This is a genomic window from Pseudobutyrivibrio sp. JW11, from assembly GCF_900115355.1.
In the GTDB taxonomy this organism is placed as follows: domain Bacteria; phylum Bacillota; class Clostridia; order Lachnospirales; family Lachnospiraceae; genus Pseudobutyrivibrio; species Pseudobutyrivibrio ruminis.
The window spans coordinates 167824-186527 of sequence record NZ_FOWB01000001.1 but is presented as its reverse complement, the minus strand read 5'-3'; the positions used below and the strand labels follow the sequence as shown (position 1 = coordinate 186527).

At 35.9% G+C, this 18704-nt stretch carries 21 protein-coding genes; 6 read left to right on the top strand and 15 right to left on the bottom strand.

The genetic code is table 11. The annotated features are described in order from the left end of the window. Window positions 1–35: 35 nt before the first annotated feature. Window positions 36–2000, bottom strand: coding sequence for a fructose-1,6-bisphosphatase (locus BM102_RS00825; RefSeq protein ID WP_090477970.1), 1965 nt, complete (start codon window positions 1998–2000; stop codon window positions 36–38). Window positions 2001–2196: 196 nt separating this feature from the next. On the opposite strand from BM102_RS00825, the gene BM102_RS00820 reads away from it, so the two are divergent. Next, window positions 2197–3930, top strand: a complete 1734-nt coding sequence (locus BM102_RS00820) for a methyl-accepting chemotaxis protein (protein WP_090477966.1) — start codon at window positions 2197–2199, stop codon at window positions 3928–3930. Between the two features lie 131 nt (window positions 3931–4061). Here BM102_RS00820 and BM102_RS00815 read toward each other — a convergent pair whose 3' ends face one another. Both BM102_RS00815 and hcp read right to left on the bottom strand, forming a co-directional pair. Further along, window positions 4062–5129, bottom strand: a complete 1068-nt coding sequence (locus BM102_RS00815) for a Fic family protein (protein WP_090477963.1) — start codon at window positions 5127–5129, stop codon at window positions 4062–4064. A gap of 157 nt (window positions 5130–5286) precedes the next feature. After that, complete coding sequence (hcp, locus tag BM102_RS00810; RefSeq protein ID WP_090477959.1) at window positions 5287–6918, bottom strand: hydroxylamine reductase; 1632 nt, start codon at window positions 6916–6918, stop codon at window positions 5287–5289. A gap of 105 nt (window positions 6919–7023) precedes the next feature. Here hcp and BM102_RS00805 point away from each other — a divergent pair, with 105 nt between their 5' ends. After that, the gene (locus BM102_RS00805; protein WP_033151745.1) at window positions 7024–7677 is read left to right on the top strand and encodes a Crp/Fnr family transcriptional regulator; all 654 of its coding nucleotides are present in this window, start codon (window positions 7024–7026) and stop codon (window positions 7675–7677) included. A 2-nt stretch (window positions 7678–7679) separates the two neighbouring features. Here BM102_RS00805 and BM102_RS00800 read toward each other — a convergent pair whose 3' ends face one another. The 4 genes from BM102_RS00800 to BM102_RS00785 form a co-directional block, all read right to left on the bottom strand. Further along, window positions 7680–8684, bottom strand: a complete 1005-nt coding sequence (locus BM102_RS00800) for a PAS domain-containing protein (protein WP_090477956.1) — start codon at window positions 8682–8684, stop codon at window positions 7680–7682. A 119-nt stretch (window positions 8685–8803) separates the two neighbouring features. Then, window positions 8804–10060: a hypothetical protein gene (locus tag BM102_RS00795; RefSeq protein ID WP_090477953.1), complete on the bottom strand. Its 1257-nt coding sequence runs from the start codon at window positions 10058–10060 to the stop codon at window positions 8804–8806. Window positions 10061–10150: 90 nt separating this feature from the next. After that, on the bottom strand, window positions 10151–10627 hold the full coding sequence (locus BM102_RS00790) for a pyridoxamine 5'-phosphate oxidase family protein (protein WP_090477951.1): 477 nt from the start codon (window positions 10625–10627) through the stop codon (window positions 10151–10153). Between the two features lie 311 nt (window positions 10628–10938). Further along, complete coding sequence (locus BM102_RS00785) at window positions 10939–11730, bottom strand: HAD-IIB family hydrolase (RefSeq protein ID WP_090477948.1); 792 nt, start codon at window positions 11728–11730, stop codon at window positions 10939–10941. Between the two features lie 151 nt (window positions 11731–11881). Here BM102_RS00785 and BM102_RS00780 point away from each other — a divergent pair, with 151 nt between their 5' ends. The 4 genes from BM102_RS00780 to BM102_RS00760 all read left to right on the top strand — a co-directional run bounded on the left by BM102_RS00780 (window position 11882) and on the right by BM102_RS00760 (window position 15426). After that, window positions 11882–12661: a DeoR/GlpR family DNA-binding transcription regulator gene (locus BM102_RS00780; protein WP_177194866.1), complete on the top strand. Its 780-nt coding sequence runs from the start codon at window positions 11882–11884 to the stop codon at window positions 12659–12661. A gap of 112 nt (window positions 12662–12773) precedes the next feature. Next, window positions 12774–13025, top strand: coding sequence for a hypothetical protein (locus tag BM102_RS14690; RefSeq protein WP_330388549.1), 252 nt, complete (start codon window positions 12774–12776; stop codon window positions 13023–13025). 336 nt (window positions 13026–13361) lie between these two features. Further along, window positions 13362–13814, top strand: a complete 453-nt coding sequence (tsaA, locus tag BM102_RS00765; RefSeq protein WP_090477941.1) for a tRNA (N6-threonylcarbamoyladenosine(37)-N6)-methyltransferase TrmO — start codon at window positions 13362–13364, stop codon at window positions 13812–13814. Window positions 13815–13902: 88 nt separating this feature from the next. Then, window positions 13903–15426: a hypothetical protein gene (locus BM102_RS00760; RefSeq protein WP_090477936.1), complete on the top strand. Its 1524-nt coding sequence runs from the start codon at window positions 13903–13905 to the stop codon at window positions 15424–15426. Window positions 15427–15432: 6 nt separating this feature from the next. On the opposite strand, the gene BM102_RS00755 is transcribed toward BM102_RS00760, so the two are convergent. The 8 genes from BM102_RS00755 to BM102_RS00720 all read right to left on the bottom strand — a co-directional run bounded on the left by BM102_RS00755 (window position 15433) and on the right by BM102_RS00720 (window position 18703). Then, window positions 15433–15720: a hypothetical protein gene (locus tag BM102_RS00755; protein WP_090477933.1), complete on the bottom strand. Its 288-nt coding sequence runs from the start codon at window positions 15718–15720 to the stop codon at window positions 15433–15435. A gap of 44 nt (window positions 15721–15764) precedes the next feature. Beyond that, window positions 15765–16178, bottom strand: a complete 414-nt coding sequence (locus BM102_RS00750; RefSeq protein ID WP_090477930.1) for an EamA family transporter — start codon at window positions 16176–16178, stop codon at window positions 15765–15767. A gap of 83 nt (window positions 16179–16261) precedes the next feature. After that, a complete protein-coding gene (locus tag BM102_RS00745) occupies window positions 16262–16432 on the bottom strand; it encodes a chorismate--pyruvate lyase (protein WP_090477927.1) in 171 nt (56 codons plus the stop codon). A 16-nt stretch (window positions 16433–16448) separates the two neighbouring features. Next, window positions 16449–16829, bottom strand: a complete 381-nt coding sequence (locus BM102_RS00740) for a DUF4186 domain-containing protein (RefSeq protein WP_090477924.1) — start codon at window positions 16827–16829, stop codon at window positions 16449–16451. A gap of 18 nt (window positions 16830–16847) precedes the next feature. Continuing rightward, window positions 16848–16985 (bottom strand): YbaK/EbsC family protein, encoded by a 138-nt coding sequence (locus BM102_RS00735; protein WP_242942884.1) that lies wholly within the window; start codon window positions 16983–16985, stop codon window positions 16848–16850. Between the two features lie 46 nt (window positions 16986–17031). Continuing rightward, window positions 17032–17325 carry a hypothetical protein gene (locus tag BM102_RS00730; protein ID WP_090394953.1) on the bottom strand — a complete coding sequence of 98 codons (294 nt, stop codon included), beginning with the start codon at window positions 17323–17325 and terminating at the stop codon, window positions 17032–17034. Window positions 17326–17351: 26 nt separating this feature from the next. Beyond that, window positions 17352–17753, bottom strand: coding sequence for a Fur family transcriptional regulator (locus BM102_RS00725; protein WP_177194865.1), 402 nt, complete (start codon window positions 17751–17753; stop codon window positions 17352–17354). Between the two features lie 17 nt (window positions 17754–17770). Then, entirely contained in the window at window positions 17771–18703 is a 933-nt protein-coding gene (locus tag BM102_RS00720) for a TIGR03943 family putative permease subunit (RefSeq protein ID WP_090477920.1), read from the bottom strand. Between the last annotated feature and the right edge of the window lies 1 nt (window position 18704).

Below are 18704 nucleotides of genomic sequence, written 5' to 3'. Positions count from 1 at the left end.
ATTCTACTCTAAATATCCTTTAAAATTCAACTGTTTTATGATTCAACCAATATACCTGTGCGATATGCCTCAAGCAATTCTTCAAGCTCCATAATATTCTGCTTTAATGCCTGTCCATTGTCTGTGTCTGCCACAGTCTTTCGTCTGTCCACGTGTTGAACAAGCACTGTGTCAGAATGAATATCGCTTCCGGTTTCCACTGCTTTTTCTACAGATTCAAAAGGCTCATGTGCCGCAAGTAAGAAACCGTATGAATTATATGTAAGTGTGTATCCCGCGATACCAGTCTTTGGCTGATAAGCTTTTGAAAATCCTCCGTCGATTACTATTAATCTTCCACCACACTTGATAGGCAACTCACCCTTTTTTGCTTCCACTGGAACATGCCCATTAATAATATGGCTCTCAGGTGAGTTAAGACCAAACTCATTGAGAATCATAGTTACAGTTTCGTCCTTGTCGTACCAAGTGTAATATGGATTCTTCTTCTCCACATGTGTCTCTTTGTCTGCTACAAAATAACGCTCAAATGTGGCCATTTTGTCTTTCCCGAACACAGGAGAATTTGCGTGGCACCATGTATACCAAAGCATATCCATGCCCTTTTGTTTCTCCTCAGGGTCGATTGCATAGTATCCCTTTCTGAGAAGCTGTTCTAGTGCATCATATAAAGCTTTTCCTTTATAGTGTTTGCCACACAATTCCACATCCTTGAATTGGCCATTGTCATCAAGAGGAACACAGCCATGGAAAAGAAGATTGTTATTATAGGTCTTATATAATCCGCCTTTACGATATAAAAATCCCACATGCTCCTGGAGCTTCTCGCATTTCATGAAAGCTACGCGAAGCTTATCCATTACATCTTTTTCTTCCTTGGATAAAGCATAAGGGTCTTCTGGATTAACTGTTGGGAAATTGCAATCTAAAAGCTCATACTCTTTTCCATCTATAAGGACAACTCCCCTTGTTAGATCCATCTTATCAAGAAGAAGTCGGTCATCCATATTAAACTCAGGATGTTCCTTTATGAGCTGCCCCTCAATTTTGAACTGAATGATTGCTATGGCCTTATGCATCTTCCTGTCAATTTCAGCATTTGCCAAATCATACTCGCCCTCACGATAGTGTAAAGCAAACTGCTCGCAAGGATCCTCCTTGTAGGTCTCCATAGCAAATTTGAACAGTGGAAGAAGATTTATGCCATAGCCATCTTCAAGAATATCAAGGTTTCCATATCTAGCAGAAAATCTGAGCACTGTGGCGATACAAGCAAGCTGTCCTGTTGCAGCTCCCATCCAAACTACATCATGATTTCCCCATTGAATGTCCACACTATGATACTTCATAAGAATATCCATGCAGATATGTGGGCCTGGCCCTCTGTCGTAGATATCCCCTACGATATGGAGATGATCCACCACAAAACGGCTGATAGCATTGGAAAGTGCCACAATAAGCTCAGGCGCTTTTCCAATACGAATTACCGTGTGGATAATTTCGTTAAAGTATGCTTCCTGGTCACTGTGGTCTCGTCTGCCAGTAATAAGCTCCTCTATGACATATGCAAAATCCTTTGGCAAAGCTTTTCGCACCTTTGACCTGGTGTATTTGCTAGCAGCTGCCTTGCATACTTGAATCAGGCGATTGATCATTACAACATACCAGTCGTCCATTGAATTACCCCAGCCTGATTCTTTAATCATTCTGATTCGCTCTTCTGGATAATAAATAAGGGTGGCTAAATCTCTCTTTTCTTTCTCCGAAAGCATGTTGCCAAACTCTTCATCGATTTTGCGCTTCACCGCTCCCGAGCCATTTCTTAAAACATGAGCGAATTGCTCATATTCACCGTGAATATCCGAAAGAAAGTGCTCTGTGCCTTTTGGAAGGCTAAGAATCGACTGCAAGTTAATAATTTCTGTAGCAGTGGATGCTACATTAGGAAATTGCTTGGACAAAATCCTTAAATACTGCTTTTCCATTTCATTCTGTTGCATCTTCTCTCCTTTTGTATTCCCGTTTTCCTACATCTTTGTTTAAACTTTACACTATTAAAGGAGCGAAAGAAACAATAATTTTCTTTGGGCTGTCAGTTGTACTTCAAAAATGACCAGTTGTCCTATATAAGTATCCTGTGGCGAAAATGATGGTATATTGCTTCTAGCAAAATGGGAATAATGGAGGATTTTGTATATGAAAAAGTCTATTAAACTACGAATTTTAACAATCCTAGTAGTACTGCTGATTTTGTTTTCGATAAATGCTGGTATGAGCGGAGTAACAAACGACCAAGTCCAGCTGTCTACAACCCTATTGGCAGATTATACTGTGGAATTAAAATCTCTTCAGAATGATTTAAAGCAGAACATGGCAATGCTTGAAATTGGTGCACTTACAAAAATGAATGGGCAAGATTGGGCTGTTGTAAGCGATTACAGTGCTTTAGTTGATGGATTACTGGAAACTTCTGAATCAATTAAGGCTGACGTTGATGCATTTTCTGATGCAGAAATGAATGATTCACTCCGCGATTCTTACGCTGATTATTATGATTCAATTCAGGCTTATGCTGCTCAGGCATATAAGGTTGCTGCCGCAATAAATGCCGGTAATCCTGCCATACTTAAATCAGAATATCAGACCTTATCAACTATAGTTGCCGATATGCAAACCCCTGAAACTGAATATTTAAACACCCTTGATTCTTTAGTTGAGCACGAAACAGGACTTGTAAAAATCCGTGTTAATCGTGCTACTGCGATCACTATCATAATGGGGGTTATCTTCATTATCTCTATGGTAATTGCAATTTTCATTACACTTAGAACAGTACTTAAGCCTCTTGAAAATATGCAGACAAGAATGAACCAGATGATTGATGAGCTTCAAGCAGGACAAGGTGATTTGACCATGCGTATGGATTACTTGTACGAAGATGAAGTTGGCAAAATCGCCATTGGTATCAATACATTTTTAGATGAATTACAACAGGTAATAAAATCTATTCAAAATGGTTCAAGCAACATACAGTCTGCAACGTTCAACATGAATAACAACATAAATGATTGCGAAACCACATCCGCTTCCATCTTTGAAAGTCTCAGTGAGCTTTCTGCAAACATGGAAGAAATAAATGCAACTCTTCAAACTATCGATGAGTCTTCAATGAATATTCTTACTGCTGCAAAAGAAATAAAAGATGGTTCTGTGGAGAACACTGCTCAAGTCCAGGAATTGCTTGCACATGCTGAAATTGCTAAAAACAATTCCGAAACAAGCAAGGTACAAACCATGAACATGATTGAAGATATAAGTTCTCGCATGGAAGAATCGATTGAGAAAAGTAGTTCTGTGGAAAACATAAGAGAACTTACTGACAACATTCTTTCTATCTCAGATCAGACAAACCTTTTGGCCCTCAATGCTTCTATTGAGGCCGCACGAGCAGGCGATGCAGGCCGTGGATTTGCTGTTGTTGCTACAGAAATTCAAAGCTTATCCGAAAACACAAAGGCCATAGCAAACCGAATTCAGGAAACTAATGTCATCGTTCTTGATTCAGTTCACGAGCTTGTGGCCAACGCCAATGAATTACTGGAATACCTTACTTCAAGCATCCTTGTTGACTATGACAAGTTTGTTGAAAATGCTGTTGAAAATCAAAACGGAATTACGGAGATTAACAAACTTTTAATGAAGTTCTCTGACCACGCAAGAACTATGGAAGAACTCACCGAATCACTTTCTGCTGGCATCAGCGAAATCAGCGTTGCCTCTGAAAACAGTGTTGCCGCACTAATCAAATCAACTGAAGAAATGAACACACTCCATCAATCAGTTGAGGATATTCAAAGTGAATCTGAGAATAACAGAGAAACTATAAAAACTTTAAATATAGAAGTTGAGAAATTCAAAGAAATTAGCTAGAAGATTTCTTGATTGTTAAAAATAGGGCTGCTGAGCGCAGCCCTATTTTTTTAAGTGCGCCTAGCGGCGCACTTATAAAGTAAAAGAGTCCAAATGCCATTACATTTGAACTCTTTTGCTTAAGTTTGAACTTACCAAATAGATTCACTCTTTTGTACATAGAATGACCCTTTTCCTTCACCGTGTTTATCTATAAAGCCTTCTTCATTTAGCTTTTTTAACGCATTAAACACCGATGTACGACCTACACCAGGACAATTGGCTAAAACATCCGCTGGGGTAAATTTTCCAATTTTAGTTTCTACATACGCCTTAACAACATCATATGAGGAACTTTTTACACCTGTATCATCCATCACACCAACACGCTCCTCAAATTCTAAATATGATGCAAGTACTACCTGTAACATATATTTTATAAATGGTGTTGGATCATTTTTCTCTTCATGCCAGCCGTAATCAATTTCCTGAAGAACGTCATAATACACATCTTTTGTCTTTTCAATTTGCTTTTCTATACTGATATATTTTCCAACAGCATATCCATTTTTATAAAGCAACAGCAATGTTAATAACCTACTCATTCTACCATTACCATCGTTAAATGGATGTATACATAGAAAATCGCAGATAAAGGCAGGTACTAATATCAACGGATCTACAATCTCTAGAGCAGCAGTTTCTGCATAACTCCTACAAATATCTTCTATTGCTTTAGGCGTCTCATATGGTGGAACTGGTGTAAATCTGATCACTTCGCTTCCATCTGGTCGTGTTTCTTTGATATAGTTCTGAGTATTCTTAAAACTGCCCCCGTATGTAAAACCTGCATATTTTAGCAAATCTCTGTGTAACTGCAAAATGTGGTTAGGAGATATATCTATATATTCATAACTTTCGTGTATGGTGTTCAAAACATCTCTATAACCAAGAATTTCTTTCTCATCTCTATTCTTTGGTGTCGTTTTATCATTAACCAATTGCTTTATTCTTGTACTTGTTGTAACAATTCCTTCAATGCTATTAGATGCTTCTGTACTTTGAATCCTGGCAATTTCAATTAGACGATTTAATTGAGCAGGCTTCTGACGAACAAATAAGTCCTGCCTTCCCTTACATTCATGAATTTTTGAGCACAAAAGCAAGATGTCATTATCCCACGTTTGCTGGCTCAGTTTTTTATAATCAAAATTCCTCATAATGAAATCTCCTACGATTTATTCATTCACTATTATTTGAGTTCAATTATAGCATGAATTGAACTCAAATAAAATAACTTGAACTTAAATCTATCGATAATAAACATTGGTGCTTTTTCATAGAGGTAATTTGTGCCAAAAATTCTATCATTCTTCTTTAGATAAGCTTGCAAATATCATCTTCTACATTTGTAATTCCTGCTATACCAAAGTTCTGCACAAGAACGTTTGCAACATTTGGTGAAAGAAAGGCTGGAAGTGTTGGACCAAGGTGGATGTTCTTTACTCCAAGGTAAAGTAGTGCAAGAAGAACTATTACAGCCTTCTGCTCATACCATGAAATGTTGTAAACAATTGGAAGTTCATTAACATCATCAAGTTCAAACACTTCCTTGAGCTTTAATGCGATAAGCGCCAACGAGTATGAGTCGTTACACTGTCCTGCATCCAAAACTCTTGGAATTCCATTGATATCACCAAGATTTAGCTTATTGTATTTATACTTTGCACATCCTGCTGTAAGAATCACCGTGTCTTTTGGAAGTGCCTTAGCAAATTCTGTGTAATACTCACGAGATTTTGCTCTTCCATCACAACCAGCCATTACAACAAACTTTTTGATTGCTCCTATTTTTACTGCTTCTACTACATTATCTGCAAGTGCAAATACCTGCTCATGAGCAAATCCACCGATAATTTCACCACGTTCAATTTCCTTAGGTGCATCACATTTCTTTGCCATTTCAATGATTTCTGAGAAATCCTTTGTTTCACCATAAGGTGCATCAATATGCTTACATCCAGGATATCCTGCTGCACCTGTTGTAAACATTCTATCTTTATAAGAATCTGCAGGTGGCACGATACAGTTTGTTGTCATCAGGATTGGGCCATTAAAGCTAGCAAATTCTTCCTTCTGCTTCCACCATGCATTACCATAGTTTCCAGCAAAATTATCATATTTCTTAAAGAATGGGTAATAGTGGGCTGGTAACATTTCTGAGTGAGTATATACATCTACTCCTGTACCCTTAGTCTGCTCTAATAGCATCTCTAAGTCCTTCAAATCATGTCCTGAAATAAGAATACCAGGGTTATTTCTAACACCTATATCTACTTTTGTAATTTCAGGATTTCCATAAGCTGATGTATTGGCTTCATCAAGAAGTGCCATACCATCCACTCCATATTTTCCTGTTTCAAGAGTTAATGCAACCAAATCATCTACTGAAAGACTATCATCTAAAGTAGCTGCAAGCGCTTTTTGAAGGAATGCATCAACATCCTTATTATCCTTTAAAAGAGCATTTGCATGCTTCGAATACGCAGCAAGTCCCTTAAGGCCATATGTTATCAACTCTCTCAATGATCGAATATCTTCATCCTTAGTTGAAAGAACACCTACAGTCTTCGCCTTCTCATCATACTGAGATTTATCTCCATCCCAGATAGCCGCATCTGGAAGATTACTCTTGTCTGTAAGCTTTTCTAATAACTGTTCCTTGGCATTAATAGTATCTTCGATCTTCTGTGCTATTGAATCATAATCAAAATTTGCATTTGTAATTGTTGTAAAAAGATTTACCGAAATCATATGATTAATATCTTCCGAAACCTCTTTACCCTCTGCTCTAAGCTTTGTTGTTACAAATGAAATTCCTTTGGTAACGTATACCAATAAATCCTGAAGATTTGCTACCTCTGGCTTCTTTCCACAAACACCTGACATTGTGCAGCCAGTGCAACCTGCTGTTTCTTGACACTGATAACAAAACATTTTATTTTCCATTGTATTCCTCCATTTTCTAACCGGATTTCTTTGATGCTCATAATATACAGCTAGAACGGGAGTCAGTTTGTTGCAATTGCAACAGTTTGATTTTATAATAAGCTCATGAAAGAAATAGATTACAATGATATTCCTCTATTTGAGGGAATTCATCCTGACAATTTGAATAAACTACTGATATGTATCAACTCCTTTAAAAAGGATTTTGAAAAAGGGGAAACCATCATTATGGAAAAGGACAAAGTCCCTTATATCGGAATTGTTCTTTTTGGAAATGTGCACCTTTTGAAAGAAGATATATGGGGTAACTCATCACTTCTATCCTATGTTGGACCTGGAGAATTATTTGGAGAAAACTTTGCTGTCAGTGTTGAGCAGGAATCTTCTGTTACTTTTGTTGCCGTAGAAAAAACAAGAGTATTATTTCTTGCTGCTTCAAAAATCATCCACACATGTGAAAACGCTTGTAGCTTCCATGCCAGAATTGCAGAAAACATGTTTCATCTGCTTGGACAAAAAAGCATCTCCTATATGAATAAACTAGAAATCATGTCGAAAGAATCTATTCGCGGAAAGCTTATGGCATACATTTCAACACTTGCTCAACAACAAAAATCAAAATATATAAAAGCTCCCCTGTCACGAACACAGCTGGCTGATTACTTATCCATCAACCGCAGCGCCATGACAAGAGAGCTTGGTAAAATGCGTGACGAAGGAATTATCGACTTCGATAGAAATACCTTTGTCATCAAATAATTTTATTTTTCAAAATGCTTTTTTGCTTCATCCATTTTTTGAACGCATTCCATTGTGCCGATATATTGTCCATTGTCATCTCGAACTGCAATGTACTCTACAAGCACTGGGATGCCTTCTTTTTCCATCCAAACTGACACTTTATCCCTGGCGCCAGATTTGAAGTCCCCAATTATAGAGCGAACCATCATCTCAATCTTTGGTGGATGACAACTATACACATCACGTCCTATGGCCATGCCAGCACGTTTAAATAGCTTTGGTCCTTCGTTAAAGAAACAGTTAATATCATTTTCATCTATAAATGATATTTCTACGGGAAGAGTATTGAGCATTGCTCTAAGTTGAGCAGGTGTGAAATGTCCACCTGGAAGATTAATTATATCATCTGTAGCATTGCTAGTAGCGTTTTCTTTGGACAGTGCTGCCTCTGCCTCAGGCCATTTTACAAAATCAACCAAGCAAGGAGCATAATCCTTTGAATCCTGATAAATCTTATACCATTCTTCATCAGTGAAAAACTTAGTGCAAATAGGAAAGAAAATATTCTGCTCCTTATAAATCATTTCCTCCATGCGGGTAATGGCATGTTCTAATCTTCCCAAATATTCAGCATTTCTAAAGTCAGAGTCAGCTATAAATTTCAGCTCATCTCTTATCTCATCATCAACAGACCACATAACATCTGAAGGTCCCGAAATGTCATATTTGGCCTTCATATGAGGATAAAGTAAATCACCCTTCTTAGCATAATGGATAGCTACTTTTCTGAGATTATCTATAATTTCAATTATTTTTCTATTGTTATCATCAGATGGATCAATCTTAATATCTTTAATCAAACTCTTGGTTTTATTAATCACTTCCGTGAGAGCTTCATTTTCCTTAGTAAAAAGATGAAGTGGATGTCCCACTATTTCAGCCTGCTTTTTTGCAGCTTCTCTTTTTTCTATAGTGATATTGGATGTAACTCTTGCAGCTGATGCTTCAATATTCTTCTCTTCCATGGCTAACCTCCAATTCAAACAATTTTATATTTACACGTACAATATAGCAATTTGTCAAAACTGGAGTTGTTGCAATTGCAACAGTTTTCCTAGCCCCCCAAAAACACAGCCTTTAAGCTTTAATATTCAAAAATTGCTTGATAGTACGAATTATACTCTTCCTCAGTAATCACCTGGTCATTAAAGTAATATGTCTTCGGACTATCCTCATTATAATCTTCTGTTTCCCAGTAAAGATTAATGGAATCTACAATCTGTAAATCGCCATTATATTTATCAAGGAAATACATGCGTCTTCCAGCATGTGTTGTATCTCTATGAACAATCCATGTAGCGCCATCGTAAGTTGTGCATGAGCATATTGCTGCTGTGCCTTCGCCTTGAGCTATAAGAGTTACCGTTCCATCCTTACAGTCAAAAAACATGCTTCCGTACATTGGCGAAATTAATTCATATTCAAGCTCACCATCATTGTCTACATCAACAGGCTCTCCAACAGTAAGTGAATTATTTACGTCATAACCATCAATTTCATATCCATCTAGGTTGTATGGATATGAATCGCCATTTTCATCAATGTATTGGCCTTCAACATCACCATTGCAAAATGCCTCAAACAACTCATCCGGAGACATTGCTTTAATATCCTCATCCGAATAACTGACCTCAATTTCATCCACATCATTTTCAGAAAGAAAAGCCTCTATTTCATCCTCCGATGTAATCATGTAGCCATTATAATAAGTTAAATCTTTTAAATCGTCGCTAATGTAGTCATACCAATATTTTTGATAAAGCTCATTATATTCACTCTCTGAAATTTCTTTATCATGGTTAGAAAAGACGTCTGCAATACTGTCATCATAATAGAAAACTTGCTCTAAAGAACATAGATTTTCAACCTTTCCATCCTTTAGACTAAAAGCAAAGAACATGAAATCGCCACAATCGTCACCGCCATTCCCATCGTAATCATAGGAGAAATATCCTGAATTAGGAACATAGTTCAGCTGACCATAACTACCATAAAATGGAAAACCATCAGTTGCCATGTCAATCGCCTCGCCATCCTTATAGGTGTAGAGATAAGCACCGTCTGCTTTAGCATCGCCATCAAACATCGCAAGCTCATAATAATCGTCATCGTCAATATTAATAAGTGTTGCTGAAAATCCATCTTTAGTATCTTTTAAGTGTTCAGATAACACTTCACTATAGGCATCAAGCTCTTCATGAGCATACCTACTTTCTTTTTCTACAGCATCTTCATTAGCTTCAGTCACAACCTCTTCTTTCATTTCTATAGGTTCTGACTCTTCCTTTTTACATCCCATCAACATCATTGCTGCCAATGCAAGTACTATTATTTTTTTCATTTCATTCTCCCATTACTCTTTACTTTTAATGCTAGCGTTAATCTTTAGAAACCTAGCATTATCATTTCGACCTCATCTATATTATTATATTTAAGATTCATTTACTAGTTTACCAGTCATGTGCTCTGGTATAAGCTCAAGGCATTGCACATTACGAAATGAATTTTGAATTTCCTGCTTTAGATATTCGTCATCATCAGTAAATTTTTTGGTGAGTTCAGAGCAGATTTTAAGAGCTGTAGCTTCATCCTCTACCAAATGGATTCTTCCAAAAGTAATTACGCTTGTAATGTTAAGGGCCCAATCCCCTTCTTTGCGGTAACCATCGTTATATACACAGAAACTTGCTTTATCACATGATTTTATTGCATCAATTTTGTGTCCTGCTTTTGCCCCGTGGAAGTATATTTTTCCATCATCTTCACAATAATAATGGTTAATAGGTAAACCATATGGATAACCATCATCACCAATAACAGATAGTACACCTCGTTTGGTTGTCTTTAATATCTCGATACATTCCTCATCTGATACCTGTTGCTTAAATCTTCTCATTTTTCTAAACATAATTAACGCCTCTCTATTTTGATAATATTTTTAATCCATTTATTCCTATAATAATAAAAATCGCCACCCCTTCACCTGCTAAGACCTAACGGTAAAGGAATGACGTGAATCCCATTACTCGGTAGCAATGAGCGTCTGTATCATTGATGAGATGATAACTCAATATAACTTGATTCGTCAATAATTATGTCGGTAGAAACTAAGACAAAAAAGTTCGGGCTGCCCCTAAAATTGAGGCAGCCCAAGTTTAAATATTTTTCTTATATTAATACCTTCCATAACGCTCTTTACCGAGATCACGCTGAAAGGGATTAACAAGCAACAGTATCAAATAATCCCAGCTTCTCGCAGGCATTGTAGATTCCATCTTTATCAACGTCGGAAGTCACATAGTCTGCAAGCTTCTTCAGTTCAGGAATTGCATTTCCCATGGCAACCTTGGTCCAATCATCTGTAAACATTGAAATATCATTGCCAGAATCACCAAAAACAACAGCATCATTATAATCAGCTTTAAAATAATCCATTATCTTTTTTATACCTACAGATTTGTAGCTTGGCTCAATAAACAAATAACGTTCATGAAATCTACAACAAGGAAGATTCTCAAGTGCTTTGAGATTTTTCTCCTCTTCTGCTCTGCAGGCTACATATGCTTTATATATATTTTCATAATCTTCAGGATTCAATCCCTTAACTATCTTTTGGTCCATATATGTATCCTTTGCGATTTCATTAAATCGCTCATCTGGCACATATCTTACAGCTGAATTTTCAGGCTGAATCCCCCATGGATATCCTTTTTCCTGACATTCTCTTATTAAAGCAACCACGTTTTCTTTTGGAAGTGGCTTGATTCCTAATAGAGCTTTATTAATGGTAATACCATAACCACCATCACTCACCATATTTTCAAAACCTAACTCATTCATTATATCAACTGCAAGAGCCTGAGCTCTGCCTGTTGCAATACATAGAAAATGACCAGCCTTTTTAAGCTTTTGCAGTGCTACAACAGTTGAGTCAGGAATATAGAAATTTTCATATCCTCCTGCAGCTAGTGTGCCATCAATATCAAAAAACAAATACTTTTTCTTACACATTGCTATCTCCTAACAATATTTTATATTTCCGATTGCAAAAAGATAATAGCACATGTATTAACATGGTTTAATGTTCTATGTTGTTTAATTCCCCAATTTCTGTGATATAATTATGTTTAATAAAACATTATATCCTCTGAAGGAGCTTTCTATGAAACAGGTAAATGAAAATAATGGAATAGGCCGCCGTGAATCTATATACGAATTATTAAAAGAACAGACTACCGTATATGTAAAGGATTTATCACAAAAATTTGGTGTGTCTGATATGACAATCAGAAGAGACTTACACATAATGGAAGAACAGGGAATACTTATTACTCATTATGGAGGTGCTACTATCAGGCATCCAAGCTCATCTCTACATACTTTTGACATGCGAAAAGAAAGCTTTTACGAGGCTAAAGCAGCAATTGCACGCCGAGCTGCAGAACTTGTTAAAGAAAATGATGTAATTTATCTAGATCCAAGTACCACAGTATTGCTTATGACTAGATACCTTCCACCTTTGCATCACACCGTTGTAACAAGCTCATTGGCTGTAATGCATGAGTGTTCTCACAATCCATATGTCACATTATACATAGCTCCTGGTAAATATCAGGACTCAAACGGCGGTCCTATGGATATGGATACTTTGACTTATCTTTCAAATTTTCATTTTAACGCTGCCTTTCTAGGAACAGGCTTTATAGATACTGTCTATGGTGTTACCAGCACAGAAATGGATTGTTCAATAAAACAAGCGGTAATGAGAAATTCAGAGCATAATATTCTTCTGGTTGACCACTCAAAATTCGGGCAACATACCATGAAAAAGTTCGGAGATATCAAAGACTTTAATACTATTATCACAGACTCTGATATCTCCGATGAGGATCAATATAATATTTTAAAAGAAAAGGTAAATCTAAACATAACACATTGTTAAGGTGCCCCATGGTGATGGTGTTATATTAGTCTATTAAATAAAAGTCATAATTGGATTTTTGAGGATAATATTGTATCCTGTGTAGTGAAAACTTAAATACAAAGGGGGAAATATGGAGAGACCAATTACAACATTGTTTATGCTAATGTCAGTCGATGGAAAAATCAGTACAGGCTCAACTGATGAAATGGATTATGATAAGGATTTTCCTAATATTACTGGGTTAAAAGAAGGCTTGCATCAATATTATGAAATTGAGCAAACAACAGATTTATGGTCTTTTAATACTGGTCGTGTACAGGAAAAAATGGGAGTAAATACAAACGAAATGCCTTCAAAAACACCGGTATCTTTTGTAATTTAGTCGCTCCTGTTTTGGTCGGTGGGCGGGAGACATCGACATTGATAGATGGAGAATCATTAGCTACAACTAAGGAGTTGTCATCTTTAGGGATACTTAAATTAGATGAGTGCTCTGTCTTAGAAGATTCATACATTAGATTAAGATATAAAGTATTAAGTTGATAAATTTAAAATAAACGGATAGTTGATACATTTTCATTTCAAGCACCAGAGTTTTATATAAAGCATGGGTATGATGAAGTTTTTACACTTGCTGAATATCTATATACAGGCAAAAGACATTACTATACAAAAGAACTGTAAAATATATACAAATCGGCAGTTTGAGGATACAACTATGAAAATCGAAATGGAACCAATTGGATATGTTAGAAATGAAGTAAAGGACAGAAAAGATGTTTCTTGGGGAGAAGACACTTCTTCTATAATATTGGATGAAGAGTATATCTCCGGTTTGAAAGGACTTGAAGATTTTTCTCATGTGAATATCATTTATCATCTTGATAAAGCGAAGTATGAAAAGGACAAGCACCTTCAAAGAAGGCCTCAGAATCGAGATGACATGCCATTAGTTGGTATTTTTTCACAGCGTGGAAAAGATAGACCTAACCGTATCGGAATAACCTCTGTAAAAATAGTTTCCGTTTCTGACGACAGAATTGTTGTTGAAGGTCTTGATGCAGTAGATGGAACTCCTGTTTTAGATATAAAGCCATATTATCCTGTATATGATAGGAAAGATGCATCAGTTCCGGAATGGGTTGATCGTTTGATGGAACATTATTTCTGATAAACAAATTCCAGTTTGAGGAGTACTTTAATATTTAAGGTTTAGTGCTTAGATAATATAATTTAGATTATGAAAGTTGGTTTTAAAAATGAAAATTGAATCAGATAATTACGACATACTTTTTAGCGGTAAGAAACGAGGAATTCTTTATTTTTTGATATTTATCTTTACAACTATATGTATTATACGAAATATATATGTTGGCTATACAAATCAAGTCCTTTTGGGTATAATCACAATATTTTTTCTATCTCAGTTTATAAGGTGGTTTTTCTTTAGCTGTGAAGTAAAAGGCAATGATATACGGATAAAAGAACTTGGAAAAACTACTTGTTTTACGAAAGATTCTATTTGTGGTATCTACAACATGGATTTCTTCGGAACCCTCATTGAATATGAGCGAGATAAAAGAGTGCTTATTCCTTCTAGCAAACGTGTCTTTCTAGAAAAGTGTTCTAATAATCATTTTTATTTTTCTCAAGATGTACTAATGGCTAAAGCTCGAAAGAGAGGTTTTATTCTGGTAAGACCAAATTGGATGGGTATTCTTTTTAGGGCACTTTTTCTATATCTTTTTGTAGGTGCATCATTAAAAATTATTATCGAAGGTCACACTGCCCTTCAACATGAATCTATAAGTGCGTCTTATGTTTTTTACTTAATCATGATATTAGCTTTTGTATTAGCTTGCATTTTATGGGTTAATGCTAGTTTCACGTTTATTAATGAAGAATATATATGGCAAGGGTTGATATTTCCACGCTTCAGGCATAAATGGGATGAGGTTGCATATTATATTGAAGACAAACATTCAGTGAGAGGGTTTACAATACATACTGTATCCTTATACTTTAAGGATTTCAGTAAATTCCGTATAAAAACTTCAATTAAAACAGACATGCTTAATGCAGAGGATTTGATGTTTTTAATACACCTTAATAATATTCAGTTTGGGCACACCAAGGATATAAAAGAGGTCAAAGGGCGCACAAAAAAAGTCACTGACATATTTGATGTTATTGGTAGACTTGCGCCTTTAGGTAAAGAAGTACTTGTATACCCACTAATAATTTTACTTTTTGGCATCTTCCCGTATTTTATGTATCAATCCTTAACCATGTCCATGTTAGTCGGATTTATTGGAGCTGTTATATTGTGCTTTGTTTCTATGGGAATTATATCTAAAGAAAACGACGATTTGTACCAGCAAATCAAATTGAGAACTCTTTTTGAGGAAGAATTTATAATATACGGCATTATAGCAATAAATATGCAATTATTATTTCTATATCATAGAATTGATATTTGTATTGAAATGACTGCATTTATAGTGGGGATTAGATTAATTAAAATACTTTGGGTTATGAATAAAATAAAAAAAGGACGATATGGTTATTACATGAATGGGACAGTAAATACTGGGCTAATATTTGCTAGTTCAAGCGCAGGAGCGCTATTTTATAGAAATTTTAATACAGAAAGTATGTCAGTTTCTAATTTTACTATACTGCTACTAATATGCACATTTATTATCGAGATTTTAATAGTAGTTTTTTGTGTTGACCCAACTGTTGCATGTATAATAAAGTTCAGGAAAAGAAAAACAAATTAGGGATATTTAGTTGCCATTTGCTTTAAGTCTTAGGGATTTATTATAATCATTATTTTCAGCGATTAAGTCCGAAAACAAGAATTTATCTTCATGCTTAAAATACAAACATTCATTAGCAAATTCATCTAGTGACTCACTACCAAATGAATCATATTGCTCTTTTGTGATTTCATAATATCTGTTGTACCAAGCAGATGCAGGTATTGTCTGCGATAAAATGTATTTACCGAGGGTTTTGAGGTACCCTACACAATACAGCTTTTCGCTTCTGACTTTTTCATTTTCTAAAACCATTAATATCGTTCTCCTTGTTATAAAGCATAGCAATATTAATATCCCTAAAGTACCAACAATAAGGTCCCAGCACCAATTAGTGCGCATCCTGCAAGTGATTTTATAGTAAAGTCTTCATGTAAAAATACAAAAGCTAAAACTAGAGTGATAACAACACTTAGCTTATCAATCGGAACAACTTTAGATGCGTCACCAAGCTGCAAAGCTTTGTAATAACATAACCATGATGCGCCTGTGGCTAAGCCTGACAGTATGAGAAATATCCAGCTCTTTTTGCTGATTGTAAAGATGCCACTTTGAGTATTTGTAATAAAAACCATTATCCAGGCCATACCTACTACAACTACAGTACGTATAGCTGTAGCAAGATTTGAGTTTACACCTTCGATACCAATCTTAGCTAAGATTGAAGTTAAGGCAGCGAATATAGCTGATAGTAAAGCAAATACAAACCACATGTTAGACCTCCCCAATATCGTTTCTACAAATCCAATTCTTTACAAAGGTTTTCATATCGCTTCTGTTCATTTGGTATTCTCCCCTAGATTAGAAAATACTGCATTAATTCATATTTCAGTTTACTCCCCTCTTCAATATCTGCAGGAAGCAGAGCTCTCGCAACAAGCTTGAGTTCATTTGATTCAATGTCAGTTCTCTTTAAATTAGCGTAATCGCCATCAATGCTTTCTACAACGTAAAACCAAGTCTCCATTCCATATGCCCTCCCATTATTTTGTGTGTTTATTTTCTTCTAGCTCTTTCTCAATCCATGTCATGATTACATCCACTAAATATTCTTGCTGAATCTGACTAAGCTCTTTACCAGGCGCTATCTTGTGCCACTTTCTAATGCACTCTCTACAACAGGTAGCTGTTGCATGCTGAGCAATGAATACAGGATGGCCCTTTGTAGGAGTTTGCTTGCCATCATTAGGAATTATTGCAGGCGCTTCTCTTTTGGCTATGAAATCTTCAGCGTGAGCTCTTATAGTTTCTAGCCCCTTTTCATATATATAGTCTATATCTTTTTGCTTTAATTTAAAACTTGTTCTAAATTTAGAATTGCCCAGCCGCGTAAACAGCTGAGCAAACCATTCTTCTCTATTCATTAAAAGTTACTTCCATTCCTACTCGTTGTCATTCCATCCTTTACAGATATCAACCCAGCCTTCAGCACCAGAAGCAAGCTCAAGCTCATCTGGTGTAATTTTTACAGATGTGAACTCATTTCCACCTGCAGGATGAACGTATTCAAATCTTTGCATTGAAACTATTTTCTATAAGCAGTTATCAATTTACATTGTAGAATAATTATTCCTCGATATTATCAAATATTCCAGCCTGTCTATAATTATTCCAAGCTGCATTATAGCTTTCTGCAGCCTTTTTATCCATGATTTGCTTTCTATCACTTAGTATAGCAAGCATCTCATCCGCAATTTCTACTTCTGGCAGATGGTCATAGTGAGCAAGATATCCTAGCATTCGCCCAGCTGTGAAATCGGTATTTAAATTATCTGTTATCAGCGTTGCAAACTGGTGCCCGTAGCCATCCTGCACTAGCGTATTATAAAGTTCTATACTAAGTGGTGATTTATTTCTCATTTTAAGCACTTACCTCTTTGGGATAATCAACTACAAGCTTTGCAAATCCCGATTATCAACGTTTTCCCAAAATCAATTTTAAGCCCATAATTTTCCATTACATTTTTTTCAAATTCATTTACGAAATCATCTTCAATGTGAAACAACTTTCCGCATTTAGAACATTTTCCATGCATATGTGTGTTGCAATGGGTATGTTCTGCAGAATATTGATAAAACCAACCTTCATGCTCCGGCTCTCTGTATTTATAGATGATTCCCTGCTCACATAGTCTATCCAAATTTCTATATACAGTCGTTTTGTTAACACCTTCAATATTTAGTTGCAGATAAGTAAGCAAGTCTATGGCCGTAAAACCTCTATCTGGATTTTCTTGTAGAAATTCGAATAATACAGTCCTAGCCTTAGTTTTATACTCTGTTTTCATTTGCGCCCTCATATTGTTTACACAACATCCACCCAATTATTCTTAGGCGGATTAATGTGTTCTAATTCTTTTACATATATTACAGGATACCACAAATCATATTTTTCCATATAGTCTTTATCTATTATTCCTGAATATTCTACCCAATCATCCAGTTCCAAGGTTTCTGCTTTAGCATAATCACACACAAAACCAAACATTGATAAGTCCTCTGCACAGCAAGTCATTGCAAACCTTCCCAATATTAACGAGGTCGCTGAATTCTCAGATTTCTTAATAACCATCCCCTGGAGGTTTGCTTGTTTTCCAACATATCTATCAAGATTTTCCATTAAATCAATATAGAAAGTAGCATATGTATCATCAGTTATTGTAAGCACATCTTCATTTATATCATAAGGCAAATCCTCCTCAAGACGTGCACTCATTTCCCCTTCCTTATCATAAAAAACAACATTTAGCTGCGAATTCACAGCCTTCAGACTGCGCCTATAACTACCGATTTTATCCAGCACGGTATCGCATCGGTTAAGTATCGTCATCAATGCATTTCTCACCTGTTCCGCAACCAGTGACTTCATATTTCTAGAATACATCTCAAATGTAGAGGCATCAAAAACACTGATTTCTACAAGCTCTTCCCAATACCATGGAAACTCTAGATTCTTTCTATTCCACATGCCGTTGAACTCTATAATTACACGCTTAGGCTTATACTTCTTTTCGATTTCTGCTAAGTGTTCAGGAGTAAACTCCTCCTCATTCTCAATGGATACTTTATCTACATTGTGTGCCTCTAAAAAATCAGCAGGATATTCTTCGTCGCCCTCCTCGCATTCTATAAGAAGAGTTCTTCCTTGAATCTGAAAATAATCCTGGTCCAATAGTTCTTTTATAAAAGTCGTCTTACCCGAATCCAAAAATCCATTTATGAAATATATACGTGCCATA